The sequence below is a fragment of the Marinobacter sp. es.048 genome (assembly GCF_900188435.1).
GTDB lineage: Bacteria > Pseudomonadota > Gammaproteobacteria > Pseudomonadales > Oleiphilaceae > Marinobacter.
Map to the genome: position 1 here is coordinate 707,839 of NZ_FYFA01000002.1, position 24,391 is coordinate 732,229.

General features: G+C 55.6%; 13 protein-coding genes, 2 tRNA genes and 3 rRNA genes. 6 read left to right on the forward strand and 12 right to left on the reverse strand.

What is annotated here, in order from left to right; all coding sequences use genetic code 11:
- Positions 1-33: 33 nt before the first annotated feature.
- The 3 genes from CFT65_RS14315 to CFT65_RS14325 are packed head-to-tail and all read left to right on the forward strand — an operon-like array spanning position 34 to position 5,863.
- Positions 34-3,552 (forward strand): PAS domain-containing hybrid sensor histidine kinase/response regulator, encoded by a 3,519-nt coding sequence (locus tag CFT65_RS14315; RefSeq protein ID WP_088828771.1) that lies wholly within the window; start codon positions 34-36, stop codon positions 3,550-3,552.
- Positions 3,549-5,186 (forward strand): tetratricopeptide repeat protein, encoded by a 1,638-nt coding sequence (locus CFT65_RS14320; protein ID WP_088828772.1) that lies wholly within the window; start codon positions 3,549-3,551, stop codon positions 5,184-5,186. The genes CFT65_RS14315 and CFT65_RS14320 overlap by 4 nt, the downstream gene beginning before the upstream one ends.
- The gene (locus CFT65_RS14325) at positions 5,183-5,863 is read left to right on the forward strand and encodes a sensor histidine kinase (protein WP_088828773.1); all 681 of its coding nucleotides are present in this window, start codon (positions 5,183-5,185) and stop codon (positions 5,861-5,863) included. The genes CFT65_RS14320 and CFT65_RS14325 overlap by 4 nt, the downstream gene beginning before the upstream one ends.
- A 67-nt stretch (positions 5,864-5,930) precedes the next feature.
- On the opposite strand, the gene rrf is transcribed toward CFT65_RS14325, so the two are convergent.
- The 9 genes from rrf to CFT65_RS14370 all read right to left on the reverse strand — a co-directional run bounded on the left by rrf (position 5,931) and on the right by CFT65_RS14370 (position 14,168).
- Positions 5,931-6,045: ribosomal RNA gene (rrf, locus tag CFT65_RS14330) — 5S ribosomal RNA — on the reverse strand.
- A 99-nt stretch (positions 6,046-6,144) separates the two neighbouring features.
- Positions 6,145-9,036: ribosomal RNA gene (locus CFT65_RS14335) — 23S ribosomal RNA — on the reverse strand.
- A 326-nt stretch (positions 9,037-9,362) separates the two neighbouring features.
- Positions 9,363-9,438: transfer RNA gene (locus tag CFT65_RS14340), tRNA-Ala, on the reverse strand.
- Between the two features lie 96 nt (positions 9,439-9,534).
- Positions 9,535-9,611 (reverse strand) — tRNA-Ile (locus CFT65_RS14345).
- Between the two features lie 89 nt (positions 9,612-9,700).
- Positions 9,701-11,240, reverse strand: a 16S ribosomal RNA gene (locus CFT65_RS14350).
- Together the 16S, 23S and 5S rRNA genes with 2 tRNA genes alongside form the textbook arrangement of a ribosomal RNA operon.
- Before the next feature lie 410 nt (positions 11,241-11,650).
- Positions 11,651-12,841, reverse strand: coding sequence for a formate-dependent phosphoribosylglycinamide formyltransferase (purT, locus tag CFT65_RS14355; RefSeq protein ID WP_088828774.1), 1,191 nt, complete (start codon positions 12,839-12,841; stop codon positions 11,651-11,653).
- A gap of 18 nt (positions 12,842-12,859) precedes the next feature.
- Positions 12,860-13,048 carry a DUF1289 domain-containing protein gene (locus CFT65_RS14360; RefSeq protein WP_088828775.1) on the reverse strand — a complete coding sequence of 63 codons (189 nt, stop codon included), beginning with the start codon at positions 13,046-13,048 and terminating at the stop codon, positions 12,860-12,862.
- Positions 13,045-13,578: a gamma carbonic anhydrase family protein gene (locus tag CFT65_RS14365; RefSeq protein WP_088828776.1), complete on the reverse strand. Its 534-nt coding sequence runs from the start codon at positions 13,576-13,578 to the stop codon at positions 13,045-13,047. The genes CFT65_RS14360 and CFT65_RS14365 overlap by 4 nt, the downstream gene beginning before the upstream one ends.
- Before the next feature lie 2 nt (positions 13,579-13,580).
- Positions 13,581-14,168 carry an NUDIX hydrolase gene (locus CFT65_RS14370; RefSeq protein WP_014576689.1) on the reverse strand — a complete coding sequence of 196 codons (588 nt, stop codon included), beginning with the start codon at positions 14,166-14,168 and terminating at the stop codon, positions 13,581-13,583.
- 97 nt (positions 14,169-14,265) lie between these two features.
- Here CFT65_RS14370 and CFT65_RS14375 point away from each other — a divergent pair, with 97 nt between their 5' ends.
- Positions 14,266-14,814, forward strand: a complete 549-nt coding sequence (locus tag CFT65_RS14375) for an NUDIX hydrolase (RefSeq protein WP_088828777.1) — start codon at positions 14,266-14,268, stop codon at positions 14,812-14,814.
- 12 nt (positions 14,815-14,826) lie between these two features.
- Here the strand turns inward: CFT65_RS14375 and CFT65_RS14380 are convergent, their stop codons facing one another.
- Together CFT65_RS14380 and purL are read right to left on the reverse strand one after the other, a co-directional pair.
- Positions 14,827-15,138 (reverse strand): YqfO family protein, encoded by a 312-nt coding sequence (locus tag CFT65_RS14380; protein WP_088828778.1) that lies wholly within the window; start codon positions 15,136-15,138, stop codon positions 14,827-14,829.
- 416 nt (positions 15,139-15,554) lie between these two features.
- Positions 15,555-19,460 carry a phosphoribosylformylglycinamidine synthase gene (gene purL, locus CFT65_RS14385; protein WP_088828779.1) on the reverse strand — a complete coding sequence of 1,302 codons (3,906 nt, stop codon included), beginning with the start codon at positions 19,458-19,460 and terminating at the stop codon, positions 15,555-15,557.
- A gap of 275 nt (positions 19,461-19,735) precedes the next feature.
- On the opposite strand from purL, the gene mltF reads away from it, so the two are divergent.
- The gene (mltF, locus tag CFT65_RS14390; protein WP_088828780.1) at positions 19,736-21,256 is read left to right on the forward strand and encodes a membrane-bound lytic murein transglycosylase MltF; all 1,521 of its coding nucleotides are present in this window, start codon (positions 19,736-19,738) and stop codon (positions 21,254-21,256) included.
- A gap of 20 nt (positions 21,257-21,276) precedes the next feature.
- On the opposite strand, the gene CFT65_RS14395 is transcribed toward mltF, so the two are convergent.
- On the reverse strand, positions 21,277-21,747 hold the full coding sequence (locus CFT65_RS14395) for a regulatory protein RecX (RefSeq protein WP_088828781.1): 471 nt from the start codon (positions 21,745-21,747) through the stop codon (positions 21,277-21,279).
- Positions 21,748-21,925: 178 nt separating this feature from the next.
- Between CFT65_RS14395 and CFT65_RS14400 the strand changes: the two genes are divergently transcribed.
- Entirely contained in the window at positions 21,926-24,391 is a 2,466-nt protein-coding gene (locus tag CFT65_RS14400) for a DUF349 domain-containing protein (RefSeq protein ID WP_088828782.1), read from the forward strand.

A 24,391-nucleotide genomic window follows, 5' to 3' on the forward strand; every position in this document is an offset into this window, starting at 1 on the left:
CCAACCTGCTGATACTGTCGGGAACGCGTAACCATGATTAGTGCCTGGCTGCTGGTCCTCATTTCCATCACCTACATCTCCATCCTGTTCGTGATCGCCTGGGCCGGCGACAAACACCCCGGGTTATATCGCAGACGCCTGGCGCGCACGCACATATACGCACTCTCTCTGGCAGTCTACTTCACCTCCTGGACTTTCTACGGCGCCGTTGGACGCGCGACCCAGGAGGGGCTGGGGTTTCTACCCATCTACCTCGGGCCCTTGCTGGTCTTCGTGTTCGGTGCGCCCTTGCTGCGCCGGATCATCTATATCAGCAAGCGCAATAACAGTACCTCCATTGCCGACTTCATTGCCTCCCGGTACGGCAAATCCCAGCTTCTAGCCGCAATGATTGCGACCTTTGCCCTGATCGGCAGCGTTCCCTACATTGCGCTGCAACTTAAAGCCATTGCGATGGGCTTCAACGTGCTCTCGGCTACCGGAACAGGCTATGAAGAGCTGAGCACGGCGGCCTGGAGTGATTCCGCGTGGTACATCACCCTTGCCCTGGCTGTATTCACCGTTCTGTTCGGTACCCGACACCTGGAATCCACCGAGCATCATCGGGGCATGATCCAGGCCGTGGCCTTCGAGTCACTGATCAAGCTCGTGGCTTTCGTCGCCGTAGGGCTGTTCGTTGGCTACGGGCTTTACGGCGGGTTTGGCGACCTGTTTGATAGGGCCCGGGACGCCGACCTGATCGGCACCCTGACCACCGATGGTATCGAAGCGCCGGCGTTTATTACCCAGACACTTATTGCCATGCTCGCCATCATCTGCCTGCCCCGGCAATTTCATGTCATGGTGGTTGAAAATACCGATCATCGGGATTTCGAAATTGCCCGCTGGGCCATGCCGATCTACCTGATCGTGGCCAGTGCCTTTGTGCTTCCTATTGCCGCTGCCGGCCTGCTGTCGCCCGAGGCCTCTGCTGGAAATCCTGACATCCTGATACTGCAACTGCCGATCATGGCGGGCGAGGAATGGCTGGCCATACTGGCGTTCCTCGGTGGCGGGTCAGCGGCAGCAGCCATGGTAATCGTGTGCTCCGTGGCGATTGCCACCATGGTCAGTAACGAGATTATCATGCCGGCCTTGCTGAAGTTTTTCCGACCGGGCATGAACCGGCGCACGGACCTCAGCTACCTGCTACTGAGCATCCGCCGGGTCGCTATCTTTGTGGTGCTGCTCACCGCCTATGGTTTTTATCGGATGGCCGGCGAAGACTATAGCCTGACGGCCTTCGGCCTGCTCTCATTTGCGGCAGCGGCGCAGTTCGGGCCGGCGCTGGTAGGCGGCATTATCTGGCGCCGGGGCAATTACATGGGCGCCGTCTGGGGCCTTGGCATTGGTTTCCTGATGTGGTGTTACACTCTGCTACTGCCGGCACTGGCCACCACCGGCTGGGTCTCTGATACCCTGATTGAGCAGGGAATCTGGGGACTGAACTGGACACGCCCCACTGCCCTGTTCGGGTCCGAGCTGGACCAGACCAGTCACGGCATTATCTGGAGCCTCGGCATCAACACGCTGGTGTACATCGTACTTTCGATGCTGACCCGTCAACGTGTCCGCGAGAAGATCCAGATAGCCTCCTTCTTCCACGATCCGCAGCCCAAAGCGGAAACGGCCCAGCACCAGAGCTGGCAGGGCGAAATTCTGACATCCGACCTGCAGGCGCTAACCGACCGGTTCATGGGTGAAGAACGCTCGGAAACCATTTTCCGGAATTACGAACGCCGCAACGCAATCCGTTTGCACCCACACCGCCCGGCATCGGCGCATCTGATGAAATACATCGAGCGCCAGCTAGCCTCGGTCATCGGCGCCTCCACCGCCAGGGTGGTGCTCGAATCCACCCTCACCGGCCGGGACATGCAAATCGAGGATGTGGTCAGCATCGTCGACGAAGCGTCCCAGGCCATGACGTTCAGCCGGGAGTTGCTGCAGTCGGCGATTGAAAATATCAGCCTGGGCGTGTCTGTGGTTAACCACCAGCAGCAACTGGTGGTCTGGAACCACCGGTATCTGGAGCTGTTCACCTATCCCAAGGGTTTCGTCAGGGTGGGTCGGCCTGTTGAAGATCTGATGCGCTATAACCTCACCAATGCCAATCTATCAGCCCGCCGGATTGATGAGATCGTCGTTGATCGCTGCACCAGCATGCGGGAAGGCCGGCCGATGTCCTACGAGCGCCAGAGACCGGACGGTACCGTGTTACGCATCGATGGCAGCCCGATACCCGGTGGCGGCTATGTCACCACGTTCCAGGACATCACGGCCATGCGCAGAACCGAGCAGGCCCTCAAGGAGACCAACATCTATCTTGAGCAGCGGGTCAAGGAACGCACCCAGGAGCTTCAGGTCATCAATGAGCAGATGCTGAAGGCCAAATCCGTGGCCGAGCAGGCAAACCAGAGCAAGACACGCTTCCTCGCCTCGGCCAGCCATGACCTCCTGCAGCCGCTGAACGCAGCGCGGCTGTTCACCTCTGCCCTCGCTGGCAAAGCCGATGACGGTGAAATGAAAGATCTGGTCGACCACATCGACAGCTCTCTCGGGGCTGCCGAGGAGATAATCAGCACCCTGCTGGATATTTCAAAGCTGGACGCGGGTGCGTTGGAGCCGGATATCGGGGTCTTTCCCGTGAACGACATCATGCGCCACCTGGCAACCGACTTTTCGGCAATCGCCAAGGACCAGAACCTGGAGCTGCACGTTGTGCCCAGCACGGTCTGGATCCGCTCTGATTCCAAGTTGCTGCGTCGTGTGGTCCAGAATTTCCTGTCCAACGCCATACGCTACACACCGGAAGGCAAGATTCTGCTCGGGTGCCGGCGTCTTAAAGGCTATATCCGTATAGAAGTGTGGGATACCGGTCCCGGGATACCCGAGGACCAGTTGGCACACATTTTCGAGGAATTTCGTCGGTTTCAGCATGGCCGGGACAAAAAGGGCCTGGGGCTCGGTCTCGCGATCGTTGACCGTATCAGCGGCATGCTGAACCACCCGGTGAGCGTCCATTCCGTCCAGGGCCGAGGCAGCGTCTTCGGTATCACAGTGCCAACAGCGGCCCCAGAACAGAACGAGACCGCCGCCGCCAAGCCCGCATCGGGCTCACGCAGGGTATCAAACCTCGGTGGCCTGCATTTCCTGTGTATCGATAACGACCCTGCTATCCTGCAAGGCATGGTCGCATTGCTTGGGAACTGGAAATGTGACGTGACGGCCGCCGAAAGTCTGGAAGACGCCATGGAAAAACTGGAAGGGAATCGGCCCGATATTATACTTGCCGATTATCAGCTGGATGATAACAAGAACGGCCTCGATGCCATGGACAGTATTCGCGGCGCCCTTAATGCCGACATCCCGGGCATACTCATCACCGGTTATATGGCGCCTGCAGTGCGGGAGGACGCCATCAACCGCGGCTACCAGATCCTCTACAAACCGGTGAAACCGGCTGCACTGAGGGCACTGGTTAACAAGCTACTCAAACAGAAGCGCTCATGACCGATACCAAACCGGACTTTAATCCTTTCGGCAAGCTCACCTATCTCGTCATCGATGACTTCGAAAATTTCCGGCTGTCCATGCGCCAGATGTTGCGCAGTTGTGGCGCCGACACTATCGAGCTGGTTTTCAATGCCAGTCAGGCTATCCAGCACTGTACCTATAATCACGTGGATGTCGTGTTGTGCGACTTCAACCTGGGAGAGGGCAAGAATGGTCAGCATATTCTCGAAGACCTCCGGTACAAGAAATTACTGAAGCGCTCCTCCCTGTTCCTCATGGTGACGGCCGAGACCTCCAAGGAAATGGTCATGGGGGCGAGGGAGTATCAGCCCGATGCCTATCTGACCAAGCCCATCAACCGGGCAGTACTTGAGAAACGTCTGGGCGCCCTGATCAGCCAGCGCAACACGCTCATACCCATCAATCGGGAAATCGACCGGGAAAACTACCCGGAAGCCATTTCGCTCTGTCTCCAAATGTTGCCCCGGCAACCACGCTACAAGACCTGGTTGATGAAAACCCTGGGCGACCTGTATTTCCAGCTCGGAGACCTCGCGCACGCGCTCAAAACCTACGATGACGTCCTTGCGCAACGGGAATTGTCCTGGGCAAAGCTCGGACGCTGCAAAGTACTGCTCGCCAACCGAAGCTTCGACCAGGCGGTAGACGGACTTCGAGAGCTTATTGCAAACCACCCGGACTACATGGAGGCCTATGACCTTCTGGCAGAAGGGTTCGAACGGCAGGGCCGGCCGACACAGGCACAGCAGGTACTGGAAAAAGCCATAGAGCATTCCCCCAATGCATTATTACGGCAAAAGCATCTGGCACAACTGGCCGGTTCCAATCAGGATCTCGAGACCTCATCCGAGGCCTGGCAACGCACAGTAGAGCTTGGCACCCACTCGATCCACGACAATTCAGAGCACTACCTCGCCTTGGGCCAGGCGCTTTCCGACCTCAGCGAGGGGGATCTTGAAGAAGAGGGCAAAGAAAAAGCCAGGGAAGCACTGACGGTTCTCAAGACGATGGAAAAGCGATTCGAGGGTGAGGAAGGTATCAGCCTGCGGAGCCGGATCGTCCAGTGCCGGGTTCGTGCAGGACAGGGTCAGAACAAAGAGGCGAGCGAAATCCTCGAAAGGATCAGACCGGAACTCGACGATGCCACAGCCCTGGATGCAGGAACGGGTCTTGATTACGCCAAGACTCTGTTTCGACTCGGACATGAAAGCGACGCCAAAGCGCTGTTACGGGAGATGTCAGAGCGGTTCAGCAACGAGCCTGACATACTTCAGAAGATTGAAAGCCTCCTTGATGAGCCCGTAGGGTTCCGACAGAAAATCAGAGCCCGAACCCTCAACCGGGATGGCATAAAAGCGTTCGAAGCCGGGAACCTGCAAGAAGCCGCGGATATCTTTTCAAAGGCTCTGGACATTGTCCCGGACCACGCCGCCCTGAACCTTAACCTGGTTCAGGTGTTGATGAAGAAGCATGACAACAGTCCCGGCGACGCTGAGCTCCTCAAACGCTGCCAGTCATGCCTGGATCACCTGGCAGGGCTGCCAGAGCAACACCGCCAACATCGGCGCTATATCGCGTTACAACGGAAACTGAAGGGGCTGATGGTATGAAAGACCAGAATATCGATTTTTCCATGGTGCTTGCCTCAGCCGTTCATGATATGAAGAACTCGCTTGGCATGCTCCTGAATTCCCTGGACGAGCTTCGCAGCGAGCACGAGGAAAGCCTCGGGGAATCTTCGCGCTTCAATACCCTGCAGTACGAAGCCGAACGGATGCACAACGACTTGGTGCAACTCCTTGGTATCTATCGACTTGGCGAGAACAACCTCTCCGCGCACATTGAGGAGCACTTTGTGCCAGATTTCCTCTCGGAACACCTGGCCAGACACAATCCTCTTCTGCAGGGACTAGGCATTGATGTTTCCGTGGACACTGAGGACATAAACGGCTTTTTCGATGAGGACTTGTTGACCGGCGTGCTCAACAACACCATCAACAATGCCATACGCTATACCCGCAGCAGAATCCGGCTTACCGCTGGTGAGAGAGACGGTTACCTGGTGATTGGTGTTGAAGACGATGGCATGGGATATCCCGACAACATGCAGCACACGGGAACACTCAACTTCAAATCCCTTGATTTCAAGAGTGGCAGTACCAGCCTCGGGCTATTCTTCGCCTCTTCCGTCGCCAAACTGCACAGCGAGGGAAAGCGAAGTGGGTCGATAAAGCTCCACAATGGTGGAAGCCTCGGTGGTGGGGTGTTTGAGATCTGGCTGCCCTGATCCAGATTTTTTTCTGAAGGCAATAAAAAACCCCAGCATCGAGGATGCTGGGGTTTAGGAATTAGGAACCTGACGATGACCTACTCTCACATGGGCAACGCCACACTACCATCGGCGCAGGTCTGTTTCACGTCTGAGTTCGGGATGGGATCAGGTGGTTCCAGACCGCTATGGTCGTCAGGCAAAACGGTTGATCACTGGGGGACGAGATGGAGCTGAGTGATGTTGATTTCGTATGAGCGGTTAGGCTCTGCGTTATCCGCAATTGTCTTGGGTGTTATATAGTCAAGCCGCACGAGCAATTAGTATCGGTTAGCTCAACGCCTCGCAGCGCTTACACACCCGACCTATCAACGTCCTGGTCTTGAACGGCTCTTCAGGGACCTCAAGGGTCCAGGGAGATCTCATCTTGGAAGGGGCTTCCCGCTTAGATGCTTTCAGCGGTTATCCTATCCGAACATAGCTACCGGGCAATGCCACTGGCGTGACAACCCGAACACCAGAGGTTCGTCCACTCCGGTCCTCTCGTACTAGGAGCAGCTTTCCTCAAATCTCCAACGTCCACGGCAGATAGGGACCGAACTGTCTCACGACGTTCTAAACCCAGCTCGCGTACCACTTTAAATGGCGAACAGCCATACCCTTGGGACCGGCTTCAGCCCCAGGATGTGATGAGCCGACATCGAGGTGCCAAACACCGCCGTCGATGTGAACTCTTGGGCGGTATCAGCCTGTTATCCCCGGAGTACCTTTTATCCGTTGAGCGATGGCCCTTCCATACAGAACCACCGGATCACTATGACCTACTTTCGTACCTGCTCGACGTGTCTGTCTCGCAGTTAAGCGGGCTTGTGCCATTACACTAACCGCATGATGTCCGACCATGCTTAGCCCACCTTTGTGCTCCTCCGTTACGCTTTGGGAGGAGACCGCCCCAGTCAAACTACCCACCACACAGTGTCCTTAACCCCGATAAGGGGTCGAAGTTAGAACCTCAAACATGTCAGGCTGGTATTTCAAGGTTGGCTCCATGAGAACTGGCGTTCCCACTTCAAAGCCTCCCAGCTATCCTACACAAACATGCTCAAAGTTCACTGTGAAGCTATAGTAAAGGTTCACGGGGTCTTTCCGTCTAGCCGCGGATACACCGCATCTTCACGGCGATTTCAATTTCACTGAGTCTCGGGTAGAGACAGCGCCCCCATCGTTACGCCATTCGTGCAGGTCGGAACTTACCCGACAAGGAATTTCGCTACCTTAGGACCGTTATAGTTACGGCCGCCGTTTACCGGGGCTTCGATCAAGAGCTTCGCGCAAGCGCTAACCCCATCAATTAACCTTCCGGCACCGGGCAGGCGTCACACCGTATACGTCCACTTTCGTGTTTGCACAGTGCTGTGTTTTTAATAAACAGTCGCAGGGGCCTGGTATCTTCGACTGGCTTCAGCTCCACCCGCAGGGGTATCACCTAACACCAGCGTGCCTTCTCCCGAAGTTACGGCACCATTTTGCCTAGTTCCTTTACCCGAGTTCTCTCAAGCGCCTTGGTATTCTCTACCTGACCACCTGTGTCGGTTTGGGGTACGGTCTCGAATAGCCTGAAGCTTAGAAGATTTTCCTGGAAGCATGGCATCAATGACTTCCCGCTCTAAGAGCAGTCGTCGTCGCGTCTCGAGATTGTGGACCCGGATTTGCCTAAGTCCACTCCCTACTCGCTTAAACCGGGACAACCGTCGCCCGGCTCACCTAGCCTTCTCCGTCTCTCCATCGCAGCTATCCAAGGTACGGGAATATTAACCCGTTTCCCATCGACTACACCTTTCGGTCTCGCCTTAGGGGCCGACTCACCCTGCGCCGATTAGCGTTGCGCAGGAACCCTTGGTCTTCCGGCGTGGGAGTTTTTCACTCCCATTGTCGTTACTCATGTCAGCATTCGCACTTCTGATACCTCCAGCATGCTTCTCAACACACCTTCGCAGGCTTACAGAACGCTCCCCTACCCCGCATACAAAGTATGCAGCCGCAGCTTCGGTGACCAGTTTGAGCCCCGTTACATCTTCCGCGCAGGCCGACTCGACTAGTGAGCTATTACGCTTTCTTTAAAGGATGGCTGCTTCTAAGCCAACCTCCTAGCTGTCTGAGCCTTCCCACATCGTTTCCCACTTAACTGGTACTTGGGGACCTTAGCTGGCGGTCTGGGTTGTTTCCCTCTTCACGACGGACGTTAGCACCCGCCGTGTGTCTCCCGGATAGTACTCACAGGTATTCGGAGTTTGCATCGGGTTGGTAAGTCGGGATGACCCCCTAGCCGAAACAGTGCTCTACCCCCTGTGGTATTCGTCCGAGGCGCTACCTAAATAGCTTTCGGGGAGAACCAGCTATCTCCGGGCTTGATTAGCCTTTCACTCCGATCCACAAGTCATCCCCTGGCTTTTCAACGACAGTGGGTTCGGTCCTCCAGTTGATGTTACTCAACCTTCAACCTGCTCATGGATAGATCGCCCGGTTTCGGGTCTATGCCCAGCGACTAAATCGCCCTATTCAGACTCGGTTTCCCTACGGCTCCCCTAAACGGTTAACCTCGCCACTGAACATAAGTCGCTGACCCATTATACAAAAGGTACGCCGTCACGGAACAAGTCCGCTCCGACTGCTTGTACGCATACGGTTTCAGGATCTATTTCACTCCCCTCACAGGGGTTCTTTTCGCCTTTCCCTCACGGTACTGGTTCACTATCGGTCAGTCAGGAGTATTTAGCCTTGGAGGATGGTCCCCCCATGTTCAGACAGGATATCACGTGTCCCGTCCTACTCGATTTCACCAAACTCAGGTTTCGGATACGGGGCTATCACCCACTATGGCGGCACTTTCCAGAGCCTTCTCCTACCAGTTGTTTAGCTTAAGGGCTAATCCCCGTTCGCTCGCCGCTACTTAGGGAATCTCGGTTGATTTCTTTTCCTCGGGGTACTTAGATGTTTCAGTTCCCCCGGTTCGCCTCTTACACCTATGTATTCAGTGCAAGATACCCGACCGAAATCGGGTGGGTTTCCCCATTCAGAAATGCCCGGATCACAGCTTGTTTGCCAGCTCCCCGAACCTTATCGCAGGCTTCCACGTCTTTCATCGCCTCTGACTGCCAAGGCATCCACCGTATGCGCTTAGTTGCTTGACTATATAACCCCAAGACAACTGATCACGAAGTCGCGTCTTCACCAGGCAAGCCTGATGGCAACGTTTTCTTCGAGACAGCCACTTGAAGCAATAGAACAACCACTTCAACGACAACACCGGATAACGCTTGAAATCGTTATCACTCTGATCAATGAATTCCGGAGATAATGGAATCCATCAATCGTGTTCTATCTCGTCCAATTTGTTAAAGAGCAAATCTGACCCAGTGATCAGAAAGAAGATCTTCAGCGATAACTCTTAATCGAGTCACACAACTGAAAAGCTTGTTTCTGTACACTGCTAACCTAAGTTAGTCAGTAAAATGTTTGGTGGAGCTAGGCAGGATCGAACTGCCGACCTCCTGCGTGCAAGGCAGGCGCTCTCCCAGCTGAGCTATAGCCCCAATATAAAGCTATCAAGAATTGCGTAGATCTAGGCGTGTTCGGGCGCCACATAGCCTGCTATGCAAGTCCGGACACAACGACGAGCTACGTAATTCTGGTGGGTCTGGGTGGACTTGAACCACCGACCTCACCCTTATCAGGGGTGCGCTCTAACCACCTGAGCTACAGACCCAAAACACGGGCCTGCAAAGACCCATCTGCTCTCTTTATTAGCCAACCAAGTAATTCGTGTGGACTCTGACCGAAGCATTCGGCTTCGTTTAAGGAGGTGATCCAGCCGCAGGTTCCCCTACGGCTACCTTGTTACGACTTCACCCCAGTCATGAACCACACCGTGGTGATCGTCCTCCCGAAGGTTAGACTAACCACTTCTGGTGCAATCCACTCCCATGGTGTGACGGGCGGTGTGTACAAGGCCCGGGAACGTATTCACCGTGACATTCTGATTCACGATTACTAGCGATTCCGACTTCACGCAGTCGAGTTGCAGACTGCGATCCGGACTACGATGCGTTTTGTGAGATTGGCTCCCCCTCGCGGGTTTGCAGCCCTCTGTGCGCACCATTGTAGCACGTGTGTAGCCCTGGCCGTAAGGGCCATGATGACCTGACGTCATCCCCACCTTCCTCCGGTTTGTCACCGGCAGTCTCCCTAGAGTTCTCAGCCGAACTGCTAGCAACTAGGGATAGGGGTTGCGCTCGTTACGGGACTTAACCCAACATCTCACGACACGAGCTGACGACGGCCATGCAGCACCTGTGTCAGAGTTCCCGAAGGCACCAATCCATCTCTGGAAAGTTCTCTGCATGTCAAGGCCAGGTAAGGTTCTTCGCGTTGCGTCGAATTAAACCACATGCTCCACCGCTTGTGCGGGCCCCCGTCAATTCATTTGAGTTTTAACCTTGCGGCCGTACTCCCCAGGCGGTCTACTTAGTGCGTTAGCTGCGCCACTAAGACTTCAAGAGTCCCAACGGCTAGTAGACATCGTTTACGGCGTGGACTACCAGGGTATCTAATCCTGTTTGCTCCCCACGCTTTCGCACCTCAGTGTCAGTATTGGTCCAGAGTGCCGCCTTCGCCACTGGTGTTCCTTCCTATATCTACGCATTTCACCGCTACACAGGAAATTCCACACTCCTCTACCATACTCTAGCCTGACAGTTCGAAATGCCGTTCCCAGGTTAAGCCCGGGGCTTTCACATCTCGCTTATCAAACCACCTACGCGCGCTTTACGCCCAGTAATTCCGATTAACGCTTGCACCCTCCGTATTACCGCGGCTGCTGGCACGGAGTTAGCCGGTGCTTCTTCTGTGAGTAACGTCAAGGCTGGCCAATATTAGTGACCAACTTTTCCTCCTCACTGAAAGTGCTTTACAACCCGAAAGCCTTCTTCACACACGCGGCATGGCTGGATCAGGGTTGCCCCCATTGTCCAATATTCCCCACTGCTGCCTCCCGTAGGAGTTCGGGCCGTGTCTCAGTCCCGATGTGGCTGATCATCCTCTCAGACCAGCTACGGATCGTCGCCTTGGTAGGCCTTTACCCTACCAACTAGCTAATCCGACATAGGCACATCCAATAGCGCAAGGTCCGAAGATCCCCTGCTTTCCCCCGAAGGGCGTACGCGGTATTAATCCGGGTTTCCCCGGGCTATCCCCCACTACTGGGCAGTTTCCTATGCATTACTCACCCGTCCGCCGCTCGTCAGCATCTAGCAAGCTAGATCTGTTACCGCTCGACTTGCATGTGTTAAGCCTGCCGCCAGCGTTCAATCTGAGCCATGATCAAACTCTTCAGTTTAAATCATACAAGAATCCGAAGATTCTCTATTCTTGCTCAAGACAAAACTCAATTTCGACGAGTCACTGTCCTGATATTTCGTATCCGAAATACCTCGGCCAGCGCCCACACGAATTACTTGGTCAACTTTTTAAAGAGCGTTTGAGCTGTTGCTCAATCAAGGCCGCGTATTCTACATCGTTCCGCTGCCTTGTCAACCGTAAATCTGAAGATTTTTAACACTCATTTTCTTCAGTACTTTCAAACAGTTGCTTTCCGAATTTGGAGCCGCTTAAGTGGCTTACCCCTCGAAAGAGATGCGCATTTTACAGACCTCTCAGGAGGTGTCAACGATTGGCTTTGAATTTTTTTCATAAATCGTCACCGCTCCTGAACCGACCATGTCGAGAAGACCGCAATTCAGTAAAGACTCATACTTCAACAATAACTGATTCAGCAACACCGCGCGCTTTTTTCCGCGCGTCTTCCAGCGACACGCCCTTCGCCAACGCAACACCCATTCGACGGCGTCCTTTTAACTCGGGCTTCCCGAAAAGGCGTAACTGGGTCTCCGGTTCAGAAAGCGCCGACCCAAGCCCTGAGTAAGAAACCTCTGCCGAATCTCCCTCAGGAAGAATCACCGCCGAAGCCGACGGTCCGTTTTGACGGATCGTCGGGATCGGCAGACCCAGGATTGCCCGCGCGTGGAGAGCAAACTCCGAGAGATCCTGAGATACAAGGGTTACCAGCCCGGTGTCATGGGGACGTGGCGAAACTTCAGAGAACCAGACTTTGTCTCCTTTAACGAAGAGCTCTACACCATAGATGCCATACCCCCCAAGATTTTCGACCACAGACCGGGCGACTTCGGCCGAACGCTCATAGGCCAGCGGCGCCATCGGCTGAGGCTGCCAAGACTCCCGGTAGTCTCCGTCTTCCTGCCTGTGCCCTATGGGCTCACAAAACGAAACCCCATCCCGGTGTTTTAGGGTCAGCAGGGTAATCTCGTAATCGAAATCGACGAAACCTTCAACGATTACCCTTCCTTTACCGGCGCGCCCACCAGATTGGGCATATTCCCACGCCGCCTCAATATCACCCTCCGTCTTGACTGTACTTTGCCCTTTGCCGGAGGAGCTCATAACCGGCTTTACCACCAGTGGCAGCCCTATTTCCCTCACAGCTGCTAAATATTCCTCCCGAGAACCGGCAAAGCGGTATGGTGAGGTTGGCAATCCCAGCTCTTCAGCCGCAAGCCGACGAATTCCCTCACGATTCATTGTGAGGTTTACCGCTCGAGCCGTTGGAATAACGTTATATCCCTCTTCTTCCAGTTTGACGAGCTCTGGCGTGGCAATAGCTTCAATCTCGGGAACAATCAGATTCGGCTTTTCCTGCTCAATAACGCGGCGCAGGCTGACGCCGTCCAGCATGTCGATAACATGGCTCCGATGAGCCACCTGCATGGCAGGCGCATCCGCGTATCTGTCCACGGCGATCACTTCGACGCCATAGCGCTGCAACTCGATGACGACTTCTTTTCCAAGCTCACCGGATCCGCAAAAGAGAACCCTGAAGGCGTTGCCTTTCAGGGGTGTACCAATTCGAACTGAGTCAGTCATGATTTACCAACACCTATGCTAGCCGTGAATCAGGGAACCTTTTTCGCGCTCCGCCACTTTCCGGAGCACCTCGCGCCGTTCGTCGTCATCCATTCTGCTCCAGAGGGTGATCTCATCCCCGCTCCGATGACACCCCACACAGATGTCATTTTCATCAAGCGCACAGATGCTCACGCAGGGCGAGCGAACCTTGTCAGCAACACTCATTTTTTCGGCTCGCAGGGCTTGAGCTCATCGGCGTAGCGAGCAGCATTCTGAACATAATGCTGCTCACTCATTTCGAGCATCTTCTTCTGGCTATCGTTGAGCTCCCGCTTGATCTTGCCCGGCGAACCGACAACCATGGAGCCGTCCGGCACCTCCATTCCTTCGGGAATGAGGGCATTGGCGCCAATCAGGCAGTGCTTACCAATCTTTGCTCCGTTCAGAACCACAGCATTTATGCCAATTAAAGAGTAATCACCAATCTCGCACCCATGGAGCATTACCTTGTGCCCAACCGTTACACCCTTACCCAGAGTAAGAGGCATACCCGGGTCTGTATGCAGCACCGAGCCGTCCTGAACATTTGTTTCAGGCCCTATGGTGATCCACTCGTTATCACCACGTAGAACCGCATTGAACCAGACGCTGGCCTTATCCATCAGCCGAACCCGGCCTATCACCGACGCGTTCTCGGCCACAAAGTGCCCCTCACCTTCCAGTTCAGGCGTTCGGTCATTCAACTGGTAAAACATTCTCAGCCTCCTTCAGGCGGTTCAAGCAGATCGATTCCGGCATCGTACACAGCGTTCAGGAAGTCAACCAGAACCACTGCCGACAGGCCCCAGATCTCGTAGCGCTCCCAACGGTAGCAGGGTACGTAAAACGTATGGTTCAGGAAATCCAGAGCATCTGTGCGCTCCCGTCTATCTTCCAGAAAAAACGATAGAGGCACGCGGAATACACTTTCGATTTCATGGGGGTTTGGCTCCAGAGGATGATCTCCGGGAATCACACCAACGTAAGGTGTAACGAGAATTCCATAACGGGACATCACCTGACTGAGCGGCGCAATTATTTGTACTTGATCCGGCGGCAATCCGATCTCTTCATGGGTTTCACGTAAAGCCGTTGCTGCCAGAGATGGGTCTTCCGGATCCCTTTTGCCGCCGGGATAGGCGACCTGCCCACGATGGGTGCTCAGATTCTCGGACCTGAGCGTAAAGATCATCTCTGGGTTTTTCAGATCGTCGGTTACCGGAACCAGTATGCCCGCCTCAGGATAATCCAGGGCCAGCTGGCGCGGTGCATATCCAGCCAGGCGCTCGGCAAGTAAATCACGCAATGTTCATCTCCACGGTACATCCGGAGGTTGGATGAGACAGAGGCAGCCGGGATCGTTAAACTGACTACCAAACCAATTTCAGTATACGGGGAAAATCATGAAGTACTGCAGCACATGCGGCCAGCCGGTTGAACAACGCATCCCCGAAGGCGATAACCGTCACCGCTATGTCTGTGTCAGCTGCGATACCATACATTACCAGAACCCGCGGATTGTCGCCGGCACGGTTCCCGTCTGGGAGGGCCAGATACTGCTCTGTCGCCGGGCTATCGAACCTCGCTATGGTTACTGGACGCTGCCTGCCGGGTTCATGGAAAACGCGGAAACCACTATCGAGGCCGCTGAGCGGGAAACGATGGAAGAGGCCCTGGCAGAGGTGCACATTGAAGGCCTCTATTCCATCATCGACGTACCGCATATCAACCAGGTCCACATGTTCTACCGGGCCACCCTGAAAGACGGTCAATTCGGTGCCGGTGAAGAGTCACTCGAATCCAGGCTGTTCGGGTTGGACGAGATACCGTGGGACGAGATCTCTTTTCCAACCGTAAAGCGAACCCTGGAGCTTTTTCTGTCTGACTACAGGCGTGAATCCTTCGGGGTTCACGTGAGCGATATCCGCCACCCCATGGCAAAAGACCGCTAATAGAGTAATCGACTACAGCTCCTCCATTCGATAGACCTCGTAAGCAGGCTCCTCGTATGGGTGAGCCTGCTTGAGCGCCGCGAGCGCATCCTTTATGAGCTCATCTGCGCAAACCAGCTCAACCTTGTACTCATCCACTGCTTCAATCTCCCCTGCATTGCCGAGAAACGGATCGCTTCCTTCAAGCGGACGAAACTGCCCTCTTCCAAGACATTGCCAGGCACAGGAATCGTAATCACCGATTCGACCGGCGCCGGCATCGAACAATGCCTGTTTGGTTTTCTCGACGTGAGTCTCCGGAACGAAATAACACATCTTGTACATCGAAAAACCTCCTTCAGGTCGGATATTTTTTGTACAGATTAATAGCTTAGATACTTACCCACAGAATCTGTGGATAACTCTGGGGAAAGTTTTTGGGAACACGCCCTTAAACCCCGTAATCACTGCACTTCCGTTAAATTGGCGACAAAATCACCTGATTCATTTATTCTATATTTTTCAATTGGTTATGACTTTTGGGCAAAAGTTGAACCAAATTCCTAGTCTTTGTGCACAGAACAAACAGGGAGGCACCAGCAATGTGCATAAAAATACTGAGTCAAGGGGATTTTTGCCATTTTCCCCAATTTTTTCCCTTAAAAAACGCCCAAAAAAGGGGCGCAAAATAAAAAAGCCGGCTTTGGAATAAACACTCATGTTGAGCGCACCCAAAACCGGCTTGTTACTGGAACGGAAAATCAGCCGAACCAGCGTCTCGCATTTCGGAACATGCGAATCCAGGAACCGTCTTCCTGCCACTCTGAGGGGCGCCAGGAATGCTGAACAGCCCGGAACACTCGCTCGGGATGCGGCATCATGATGGTGACCCTGCCATCGCGCGTCGTCACACCAGTAATCCCGGCTTCGGACCCATTCGGGTTGTAGGGATAGCGTACCGTCGCCTGCCCCCGATTATCCACGTAGCGCAGCGCCACCAGCTCGCTTTCGGAGAGCGCTTCTGCCGACGTGCCGCTGGCAAATTCAACCCGGCCCTCGCCGTGGGCGACGGCAATCGGCATACGAGATCCGACCATGCCATCCATGAAAGCCGACGGTGACGGCATCACCTCAGCCATAACCAGCCGCGCTTCGAACTGCTCGGACTGGTTACGCACGAAACGGGGCCAGCCTTCGCTGCCTGGAATCAGTTCGTGCAGGTTGGAGAGCATCTGACAGCCATTGCACACCCCCAGCGCCAGCGTGTCCTGGCGATTGAAGAACGCCGCAAACTGGTCCCTGACGCGATCGCTGAACAGAATCGATTTGGCCCAGCCCTCTCCAGCGCCCAGAACGTCACCGTAGGAGAAACCGCCACAGGCAACCAGGCTGTTAAAGCCGTCCAGCGTAACCCGGCCGGAGAGCAGATCGCTCATATGCACGTCTACAGAATCGAAGCCGGCACGATCGAACGCGGCCGCCATCTCAACCTGACCATTGACACCCTGCTCCCGCAGAACCGCAACCTTGGGACGGGCTCCCTTGTTGATATACGAGGCAGCCACGTCGTCGTTGATATCGTAGGAAAGTTCGGCGTGGAGACCGGGATCCTCTGCATCAAGCAGGTTATCGAATTCTTCGCGGGCGCAATCGGCGTTATCCCGAAGCGACTGAACACGGTAACTGGTTTCGGCCCACAGGCGCTGAAGCTCCACCCGAGATTCATCCACCACAGTGCTACCTTCGAACGTCAAGCGAAGGTTGTCAGTATCATTCGGGCTACCGATGACACTGATGTAGTCCCCAAGACCCGCGGCAGAGAATTGCTGCAGGACAAAACCGGTGTCTTCCCTGCGCACCTGGATGACGGCACCCAGCTCTTCATTAAACAGTTCCCGGGCAAACTGACTGCGATCTTCGGCGAGGCCATCCAGCTTGATATCAACCCCACAGCGGCCGGCGAAACACATTTCGGCCAGAGTGACGAACAGGCCGCCATCTGAACGATCGTGATAGGCCAGGAGCTTACCGTCGCTGTTCAGACCCTGAATAACCGCAAAGAAAGCCTTGATGTCCTCCGGGTCATCCAGATCGGGTGCAACTGCACCGACCTGACGGTAAACCTGAGCCAGAGCGGAGCCCCCGAGGCGGTTCTGGCCGGCAGCAAGATCCAAAAGGATCAGGTCTGTCTCGCCAGCATCTTTGACCAGTTGGGGAGTCAGCGTGCTGGCAACATCAATAACCGGTGCAAAGCCACTAACAATCAACGAAAGCGGTGCAGTTACGCCTTTCTGTTCGCCACTGTCTTCTTCCCACATGGTCTTCATGGACATGGAATCCTTGCCCACGGGGATCGTGATTCCAAGCTCGGGACACAATTCCATGCCTACGGCGCGAACAGTCTCATAGAGATTCTCATCTTCACCCGGGTGGCCAGCTGCGGCCATCCAGTTAGCCGACAACCGGATATCAGACAATTTGCCGATCGGCGCTGCGGCCATATTGGTAATCACTTCGCCCACAGCCATGCGGCCGGAGGCAGGAGCATCAATTGTCGCAACCGGCGTGCGCTCGCCCATCGCCATGGCTTCACCAGTGCGGACATCGAAGGAGGTGGAAGTCACAGCCACATCAGCAACCGGAACTTGCCAGGGCCCAACCATCTGATCCCGCGCAACCAGGCCGGTAATGGTGCGGTCACCAATGGTGATCAAAAAGCTTTTGGAGCCAACGGACGGCAGGCGCAGAACACGGCGAATGGCGTCATCCAGATCGATTTTGGTGGAGTCGAAAATGGGCTTCGTAAAGGAAGCTCGGCTGACACTCCGGTGCATGCGCGGCGGCTTGCCGAACAGCACTTCCATCGGCAGGTCAACCGGCTTGTCGTCAAAGTAGGAATCGCCCAGTTCCAGGTGGTGGGCCTCTGTCGCCTCACCAATCACTGCATAGGGGCAGCGCTCACGGCGGCACAGCGCATCAAATTGCTCCAGGTTTTCCGGAGCCACTGCCATCACATACCGTTCCTGGGATTCGTTACACCAGATTTCCAGCGGTGACATTCCCGGCTCGTCACTGGGAATGTCGCGAAGCTCGAATTTGCCGCCGCGACCGCCATCTTTGACAAGCTCAGGCATAGCGTTGGACAGACCACCGGCGCCCACATCATGGATGAAAGCGATAGGGTTCTTGTCGCCCATCTGCCAGCAGCGGTCGATTACCTCCTGGCACCGACGCTCCATCTCGGGGTTGTCCCGCTGTACTGACGCAAAGTCCAGATTTTCGTTACTGGAGCCCGAATCCATGGACGAAGCCGCGCCGCCGCCCAGACCGATCAGCATGGAGGGCCCACCCAACACGATGAGTTTCCCGCCCACAGGGATATTGCCCTTCTCAACATGCTCTTCACGAATGTTGCCAAGACCACCGGCAATCATGATCGGCTTGTGGTAACCGCGGACTTCTTCGCCGGCGGCTCCGGGCACTTTTTCTTCAAAGGTCCGGAAGTAGCCCGCCAGGTTGGGACGTCCGAATTCGTTATTGAATGCCGCGCCGCCGATAGGCCCTTCAATCATTATGTCGAGCGGTGAAGCGATGCGTTCAGGTTTGCCGTAATTGATTTCCCATGGCTGGGGATCATCCGGCAGATTCAGGTTGGACACTGTGAAACCAGTCAGACCCGCCTTGGGCTTGGAGCCCCGGCCGGTTGCACCTTCGTCGCGAATTTCGCCGCCGGAGCCCGTGGCGGCGCCGGCTGCAGGGGCAATCGCCGTCGGGTGGTTGTGTGTCTCCACCTTCATCAGGATGTGAATATCTTCTTCGCTGTAACCGTAGACACCCGTCTCGGGATCCGGGAAGAAGCGACCACCACGGCTGCCCCGAATAACAGAGGCGTTGTCTTTATAAGCGGATAGCACGCCCTCGCTGTTCATCTCGAAGGTATTGCGGATCATGGCGAACAGGGATTTTTCCTGGCCCTCGCCGTCAATATCCCAGGACGCGTTGAATATCTTGTGTCGACAATGCTCGGAGTTCGCCTGGGCGAACATCATGAGTTCCACGTCAGTCGGATCCCGCTCAAGATCCGTGAAGGACTTCACCAAGTAGTCAATTTCATCTTCAGCAAGCGCCAGCCCCAGGCGCGAGTTGGCTTCAACCAGGGCATCGCGTCCACCGGCGAGAACTGGCACCCTTTCCAGGAGCCGAGGTTCTTCATGGCTGAACAACAGCTCTGCGCCGCCCATCTCATGAAATACTTTCTGGGTCATGCGGTCATGCAGCAGCGCTGCGATCTTCTCGCGCTGTTCCAGGCCAAGCTTGCGACCCGAACGAATATAGTAGGCCGTGCCTCGCTCAATCCGGTGTATCTGCCTTAGGCCGCAGTTGCGGGCGATGTCCGTTGCCTTGCTGGACCAGGGCGAGAGCGTTCCGGGGCGCGGTACCACCAGGAAAAGAACCCCGTCTGGCTCTTCCACCGGCACACTCGGACCATAGGTCAGTAGTCGGTCCAGGATAGCCTGCTCAGCGTCCGAAAGATTAGCCTCCAGATCGACAAAGTGCATGAACTCAGCATAAACATGCTCGATTTCAGGCACGATCTCCTGAATTCGGGAATGCAATTTGCGGGAGCGGAATGGCGAGAGCGCGGGAGCGCCGCGAAGTTCAAGCATGATATCAACCTGTATCGCGCGAAACGGGGAAGTCTGGGTGCAATTTGAAAGGCCGACATCATACTCGAAAGCGGGGTCAGGATACAGCGATTGAAGCGTTAATCCCGGCCCGTACAATTGACATTGTTTTGCATATTAATTAACCAGATTTATTGACCAGACATCCGACACAAAGGATCATTGGTATTGTGGAACGGAATTCCACGCTCGGGATAAACAGGGTTGTGTTGCCGTGAGCGACGCTACAACCAAATGATCCAGCCGTGACGGAGTCCATGGACTTGCTCAGAACACTTGCTGCTTTTAAAAGCGCATCCGCCAGGATAATTTTCTTCCTTGGCACCGCATTGATACTGACCGGATGCTCACAGCCCAGCACTCTCCAGGAGATCCGGGACGAGGGCGTTCTGCATGTGATCACGCGGACAGCACCCTCTATCTATGTGGAAAGCGAAGACGGGCCCACCGGCTATGACTACGAACTGGCAAAGCTGTTCGCCGATGAGCTAGGCGTAAAACTCCGCATCCGCGTCGCCGATGACAATACCGAAATCCTCTCGGTTCTGGAAAAAAACTATGCCCACCTGGGCATGCTAGGGCTTTCCAGGCAGCCGGACACGGCCGATCAGTACCACACTGTAGCTACCGGCATTACCGCACAGTCGATACTGGTTTATAACCGCGACGTGGAGCGCCCGGAATCACTGAAAGACCTCGCTGGAAAGCCTCTTCACGTGGTGGCCGACAGCAACCACGAGCACCGCCTCAATGAAGCCCGCCAGGAAAACGCTGAGCTTCAGTGGCAGGTGCATCCAGGGCTGGACGCTGCTGGCGTTCTGTCACGCGTCGAAAGCGGCGAATTCCCCTACGCGATGGTATCGTCCAACGAACTCGACCTTAACCACGTATTCTACCCAATGGTGAAGGAGGCGTTGACGGTTGGAGAGCCCGGGAAACTGGCCTGGTTTTTCCCATCAGCTCAGGATGATTCCCTGGCAAAAGCGGCCCGTCAGTTCCTGGATACTCTGGAGGCGGACGGCACCCTCGCTCAGATTGCCGAGCGATTCTATGGCCACCTGGACCGGCTTAATTACGTTGGCGCCCGTACCTTCATGCACCATGTGGAAAACCGCTTACCCAAGTACGAGACCCTGTTTCGCGACTATGCCAGGGACTTCAATATGGACTGGCGGTTGCTCGCGGCCATCGGTTACCAGGAGTCCCACTGGCGGCCCAATGCGGTATCTCCCACCGGAGTCCGTGGCCTGATGATGCTGACTCGGAATACCGCCAGCCACATCGGCATCAACAACCGCCTGGATGCCGAGGAAAGCATCCAGGGCGGCGCCAAGTATTTCCGGATCGTGCATGAGAAAATCCCGGAACGGATCCCCGAACCAGACCGCACCTGGTTTGCCCTCGCCTCTTACAACGTGGGTTTTGGGCACCTTGAGGACGCCCGTCGCCTGACCGAAGGTGCTGGGAAAGACCCCGACCGGTGGATGGATGTGAAGGAATTCCTGCCACTGCTGGCCCAAAAGGAGTGGTATACCAAGACCCGTTTTGGCTACGCACGGGGCCATGAACCGGTGATCTACGTTCAGAATATCCGGCGCTACTATGATGTTCTGGCCCGGCTCAACGAACCGGCCACACCAGCGCAAAAACCGGAAGAGCAGATCGTACAGATGGAGGAAAGCCAGAAACCAGGGATCCTGGCAGACGAACTACAGCCGGACGAAAAACTCCGTGCGGGCCTGCCGGCAGAGCTCGGCATGATCCCGCCGACCCTCTGAAACACCCGAACCGAAGCAGACTAGTCGCCACGAGCTTCGAGCGCCGTTTCCACTTGACTGGCGGAATACCCCCGACGATTAAGAAAGCGCGCCTGGCGCACTTTTTCATCCCAGTCTTCACTGAGATCCGCGAGACCGAACCGTTTATCCCGGATACCGATAGCCAACTGACACCAGTCTTCCTCGGTCATCTCATCGACGCATTCCGGAGTCTTATGCACCCCGCGCTGCTGCAGTTCGCCCAGAATCCGCAGTGGTCCGTAACCAAGATCCATTCTCTGACGGGCGTAGACGTCAGCAAACCGGTCATCGTCAAGCCAACCCTCTTTCTCGTAATCATCCAGAACGGCATCAATAATGTCGCCCGACATCTTCCTCTGACGGAGTTTCAGACTCAGCTCGAACCGGCTGTGTTCCCTTCTGGCCAGCAATCTGAGCGCCGTTACACGGGCCTTGTATTCCTGATCATCCTGATTTTCCTGTTTTGCCATACAGACCCTTTCCGCATACGCACACAAAACGCTAGACTAGCCGCGAATTTTTCCAACTGGCCAGAGCCTCAGGCTGGCCAGTCAGACTACCCGGCACTCCGAACCGGAGGCCGACGGCCGGTGGCGGCCCAACTTTGCCCGACACCGTGAACTGGTTTCAACACCCAAGGATACTCTTATGGCCGCGTTCATCCAGAAACTGTTCAAATCCCGCAAGACAACCGAGGCAACTCCAAAACAACGGAAAGCCCCTCAGCCAGAGCCTGTCAAACAGGAAGATACCCGTGCTGGCCAGAGAGAAGAACAGCTTAAAACACTGGAGGGAGCGCCGTCGCAGAGTGTCCTGACCAAACTCGCCAGTGAAGGCGTTACAGCGGATATCCGGCAGGCAGCCGCGAGCAGACTGACCGACGAAGCCAGCCTCCAGGAAGTTCAGAAACAAGCTAAAGGTCGGGATAAGGGTGTGTACCAGATCGTAAAACTGGCACTCCAGCAGCGGCGTGAAGAACAGGCCCGACTGGACAGCATCAGCCAGACCATCGCTACCCTTACCCGCCACGCGCAGGACCAGGCGAAAAGTGACGATACCAAGCTTTATGAGGCCCGGCTCGATGCCCTGCTAAAGCAATGGGCAGAGGTGGAAACACACGCCACCCCGGAACAGGCGCAGGCATTTCTCGAAGCAGTACACCTGTGCAAAGAGCGCATTGTGGCCCTGCAATCAGCGGCGGAAGATGAAAAGCGCCAGCGCGAGCAGAAGCTACAACGTCAGGAAACCCTGGATCTGCTGACCCGCACACTGGACGAGCTCAAGTCTCAACCGCCTGAGACACTGCCCTCGCTGGCGTCTCTGGATGCACTCCAGAAAACCCAGGAAAATCGCTGGCTGGAAGCAACCCGGGACACGGCAGTGGAAAAGCAGGAGCAGAAAGCCTACGAAACCGCCATGCTCGCACTGCGCAATTACCTGAGTTCTGTCCGTCGGATTACCCAGGAACGGGAAAACATCGTCGAACTTGGCGCTCTGCTCGATGGTACAGACGATGCCACGGACGAGCAGCGTACCCAGGCAAAAACACTGGTTGCCGAGATCAACTGGCCGGAAGGCTATCCCATCCCGGCAATACTCGAGCCATTGCGGAAGCTGGCCGGCAAACGCAAGAAACCGGCAGAGCCCCGGGTTAACCAGGAGCAGCAGAAAGCTCTAACGACTCGCCTCGAAGCCGAAATCAGGCAACTGGAGGAAGCTCTGGAGGCCAAGCAGCTGAAAGAATCCAAACAGCTCTTCAAAACCGCACAACAGCACTTCCGGGATCTGGACACGCGCCACGCAAAACCCTACCAGGCGCGTATGCAGCTGCTTACAGGGCAATTGCGTGAACTCTCGGACTGGCAGGGCTTCGCCACAGAACCCAAGCAGATTGCCCTGTGCGAGCAAATGGAATACCTGGCAGAGCAGCCAATGGACCCTGAAGCAAAGGCCGGACGAATCAAGGAGTTGCAGAGTGAGTGGCGCGATCTTGGCGGATCTTCAGATCGCTCGCTGTGGTCCCGGTTCAAAGCTGCCTCAGATAAGGCTTACGAGCCCTGCAAGGCCTACTTCTCTGCCAAGTCCGGCCTCAAACAAGCCAACCTGGAAAAACGGTCCGCCATTTGCGAGCAGCTCGAAAGCTTCCTGGACAATGCCGACTGGTCTTCAATTGATTGGAAAGTCGCAGAACGAATCCACCAGACCGCCCGCCAGGAGTGGAAAGAGGCCTGGCCAGTGGAATTCCGCGACAATCGGGCCGTTCAAAAGCGCTTCGATGAACTGCTCAAGAGGCTGGAAGCACCTCTGGACGAGGAACGGCGCAAAAACGAAGGCCTGAAACAGGCAATCGTGGACAAGGCCCAGACCCTGATCGAACACGAGCCGCTCCAGGAGGCCATGAACCAGGCCAAGGCCCTCCAGGGAGACTGGCAAGCCATCGGAATCACCCGCCATCGCGAAGACCGCAAACTATGGCAAGCGTTCCGAAAGGCCTGTGACCAGATCTTTGCCCGCCGTGATGCCGAGCGCTCGGAACAGCAGCAGGCATCACGGGCCGCGGACGAGACCGCGCAAGCAGGCCTGAATCAGGTTTCGGGAATATCCCCTGAAAGTGATGAACAGGCAGTCACTGCGGCCCTGGCGACGCTCAAGGAAATTGATGCCGCTGCGCTCTCAAAAGGTGTCAGAGAAAAGGTCCAGCAAGAAAAGCAGCGGCTGAGCAAGATTCTCTCAACCCTGAGACTGCAGGCAAAAATGGCTTCCTGGCAGTCTCTGGTGATGGCGGCCACAGCGGGCGAATCCGGCAGTGAATCAGCGCCTCAGCACTGGGCTGCGCTGGCCGAAACGTCAGACGCCAGCGATCCGGTCGAACTGGTGATTCGCGCAGAAATCCTTTGCGGTGTGCCCTCGCCTGAAGCCGATCAGCAGCGCCGCATGGAAATCCAGGTTCAGCGCCTTGCCAATGGCATGGGTTCCGCCGACAACAGCACGGATCAAATGCAGGATGTAGAAAAACTGCTGGCAGCCTGGTGCCTGGGTGGCACTGGCAAAAATGCGGACACGGAGCTGGCTGAGCGACTGAACAAGGCCGTCGCCAATCTGAATGTGGCCTGA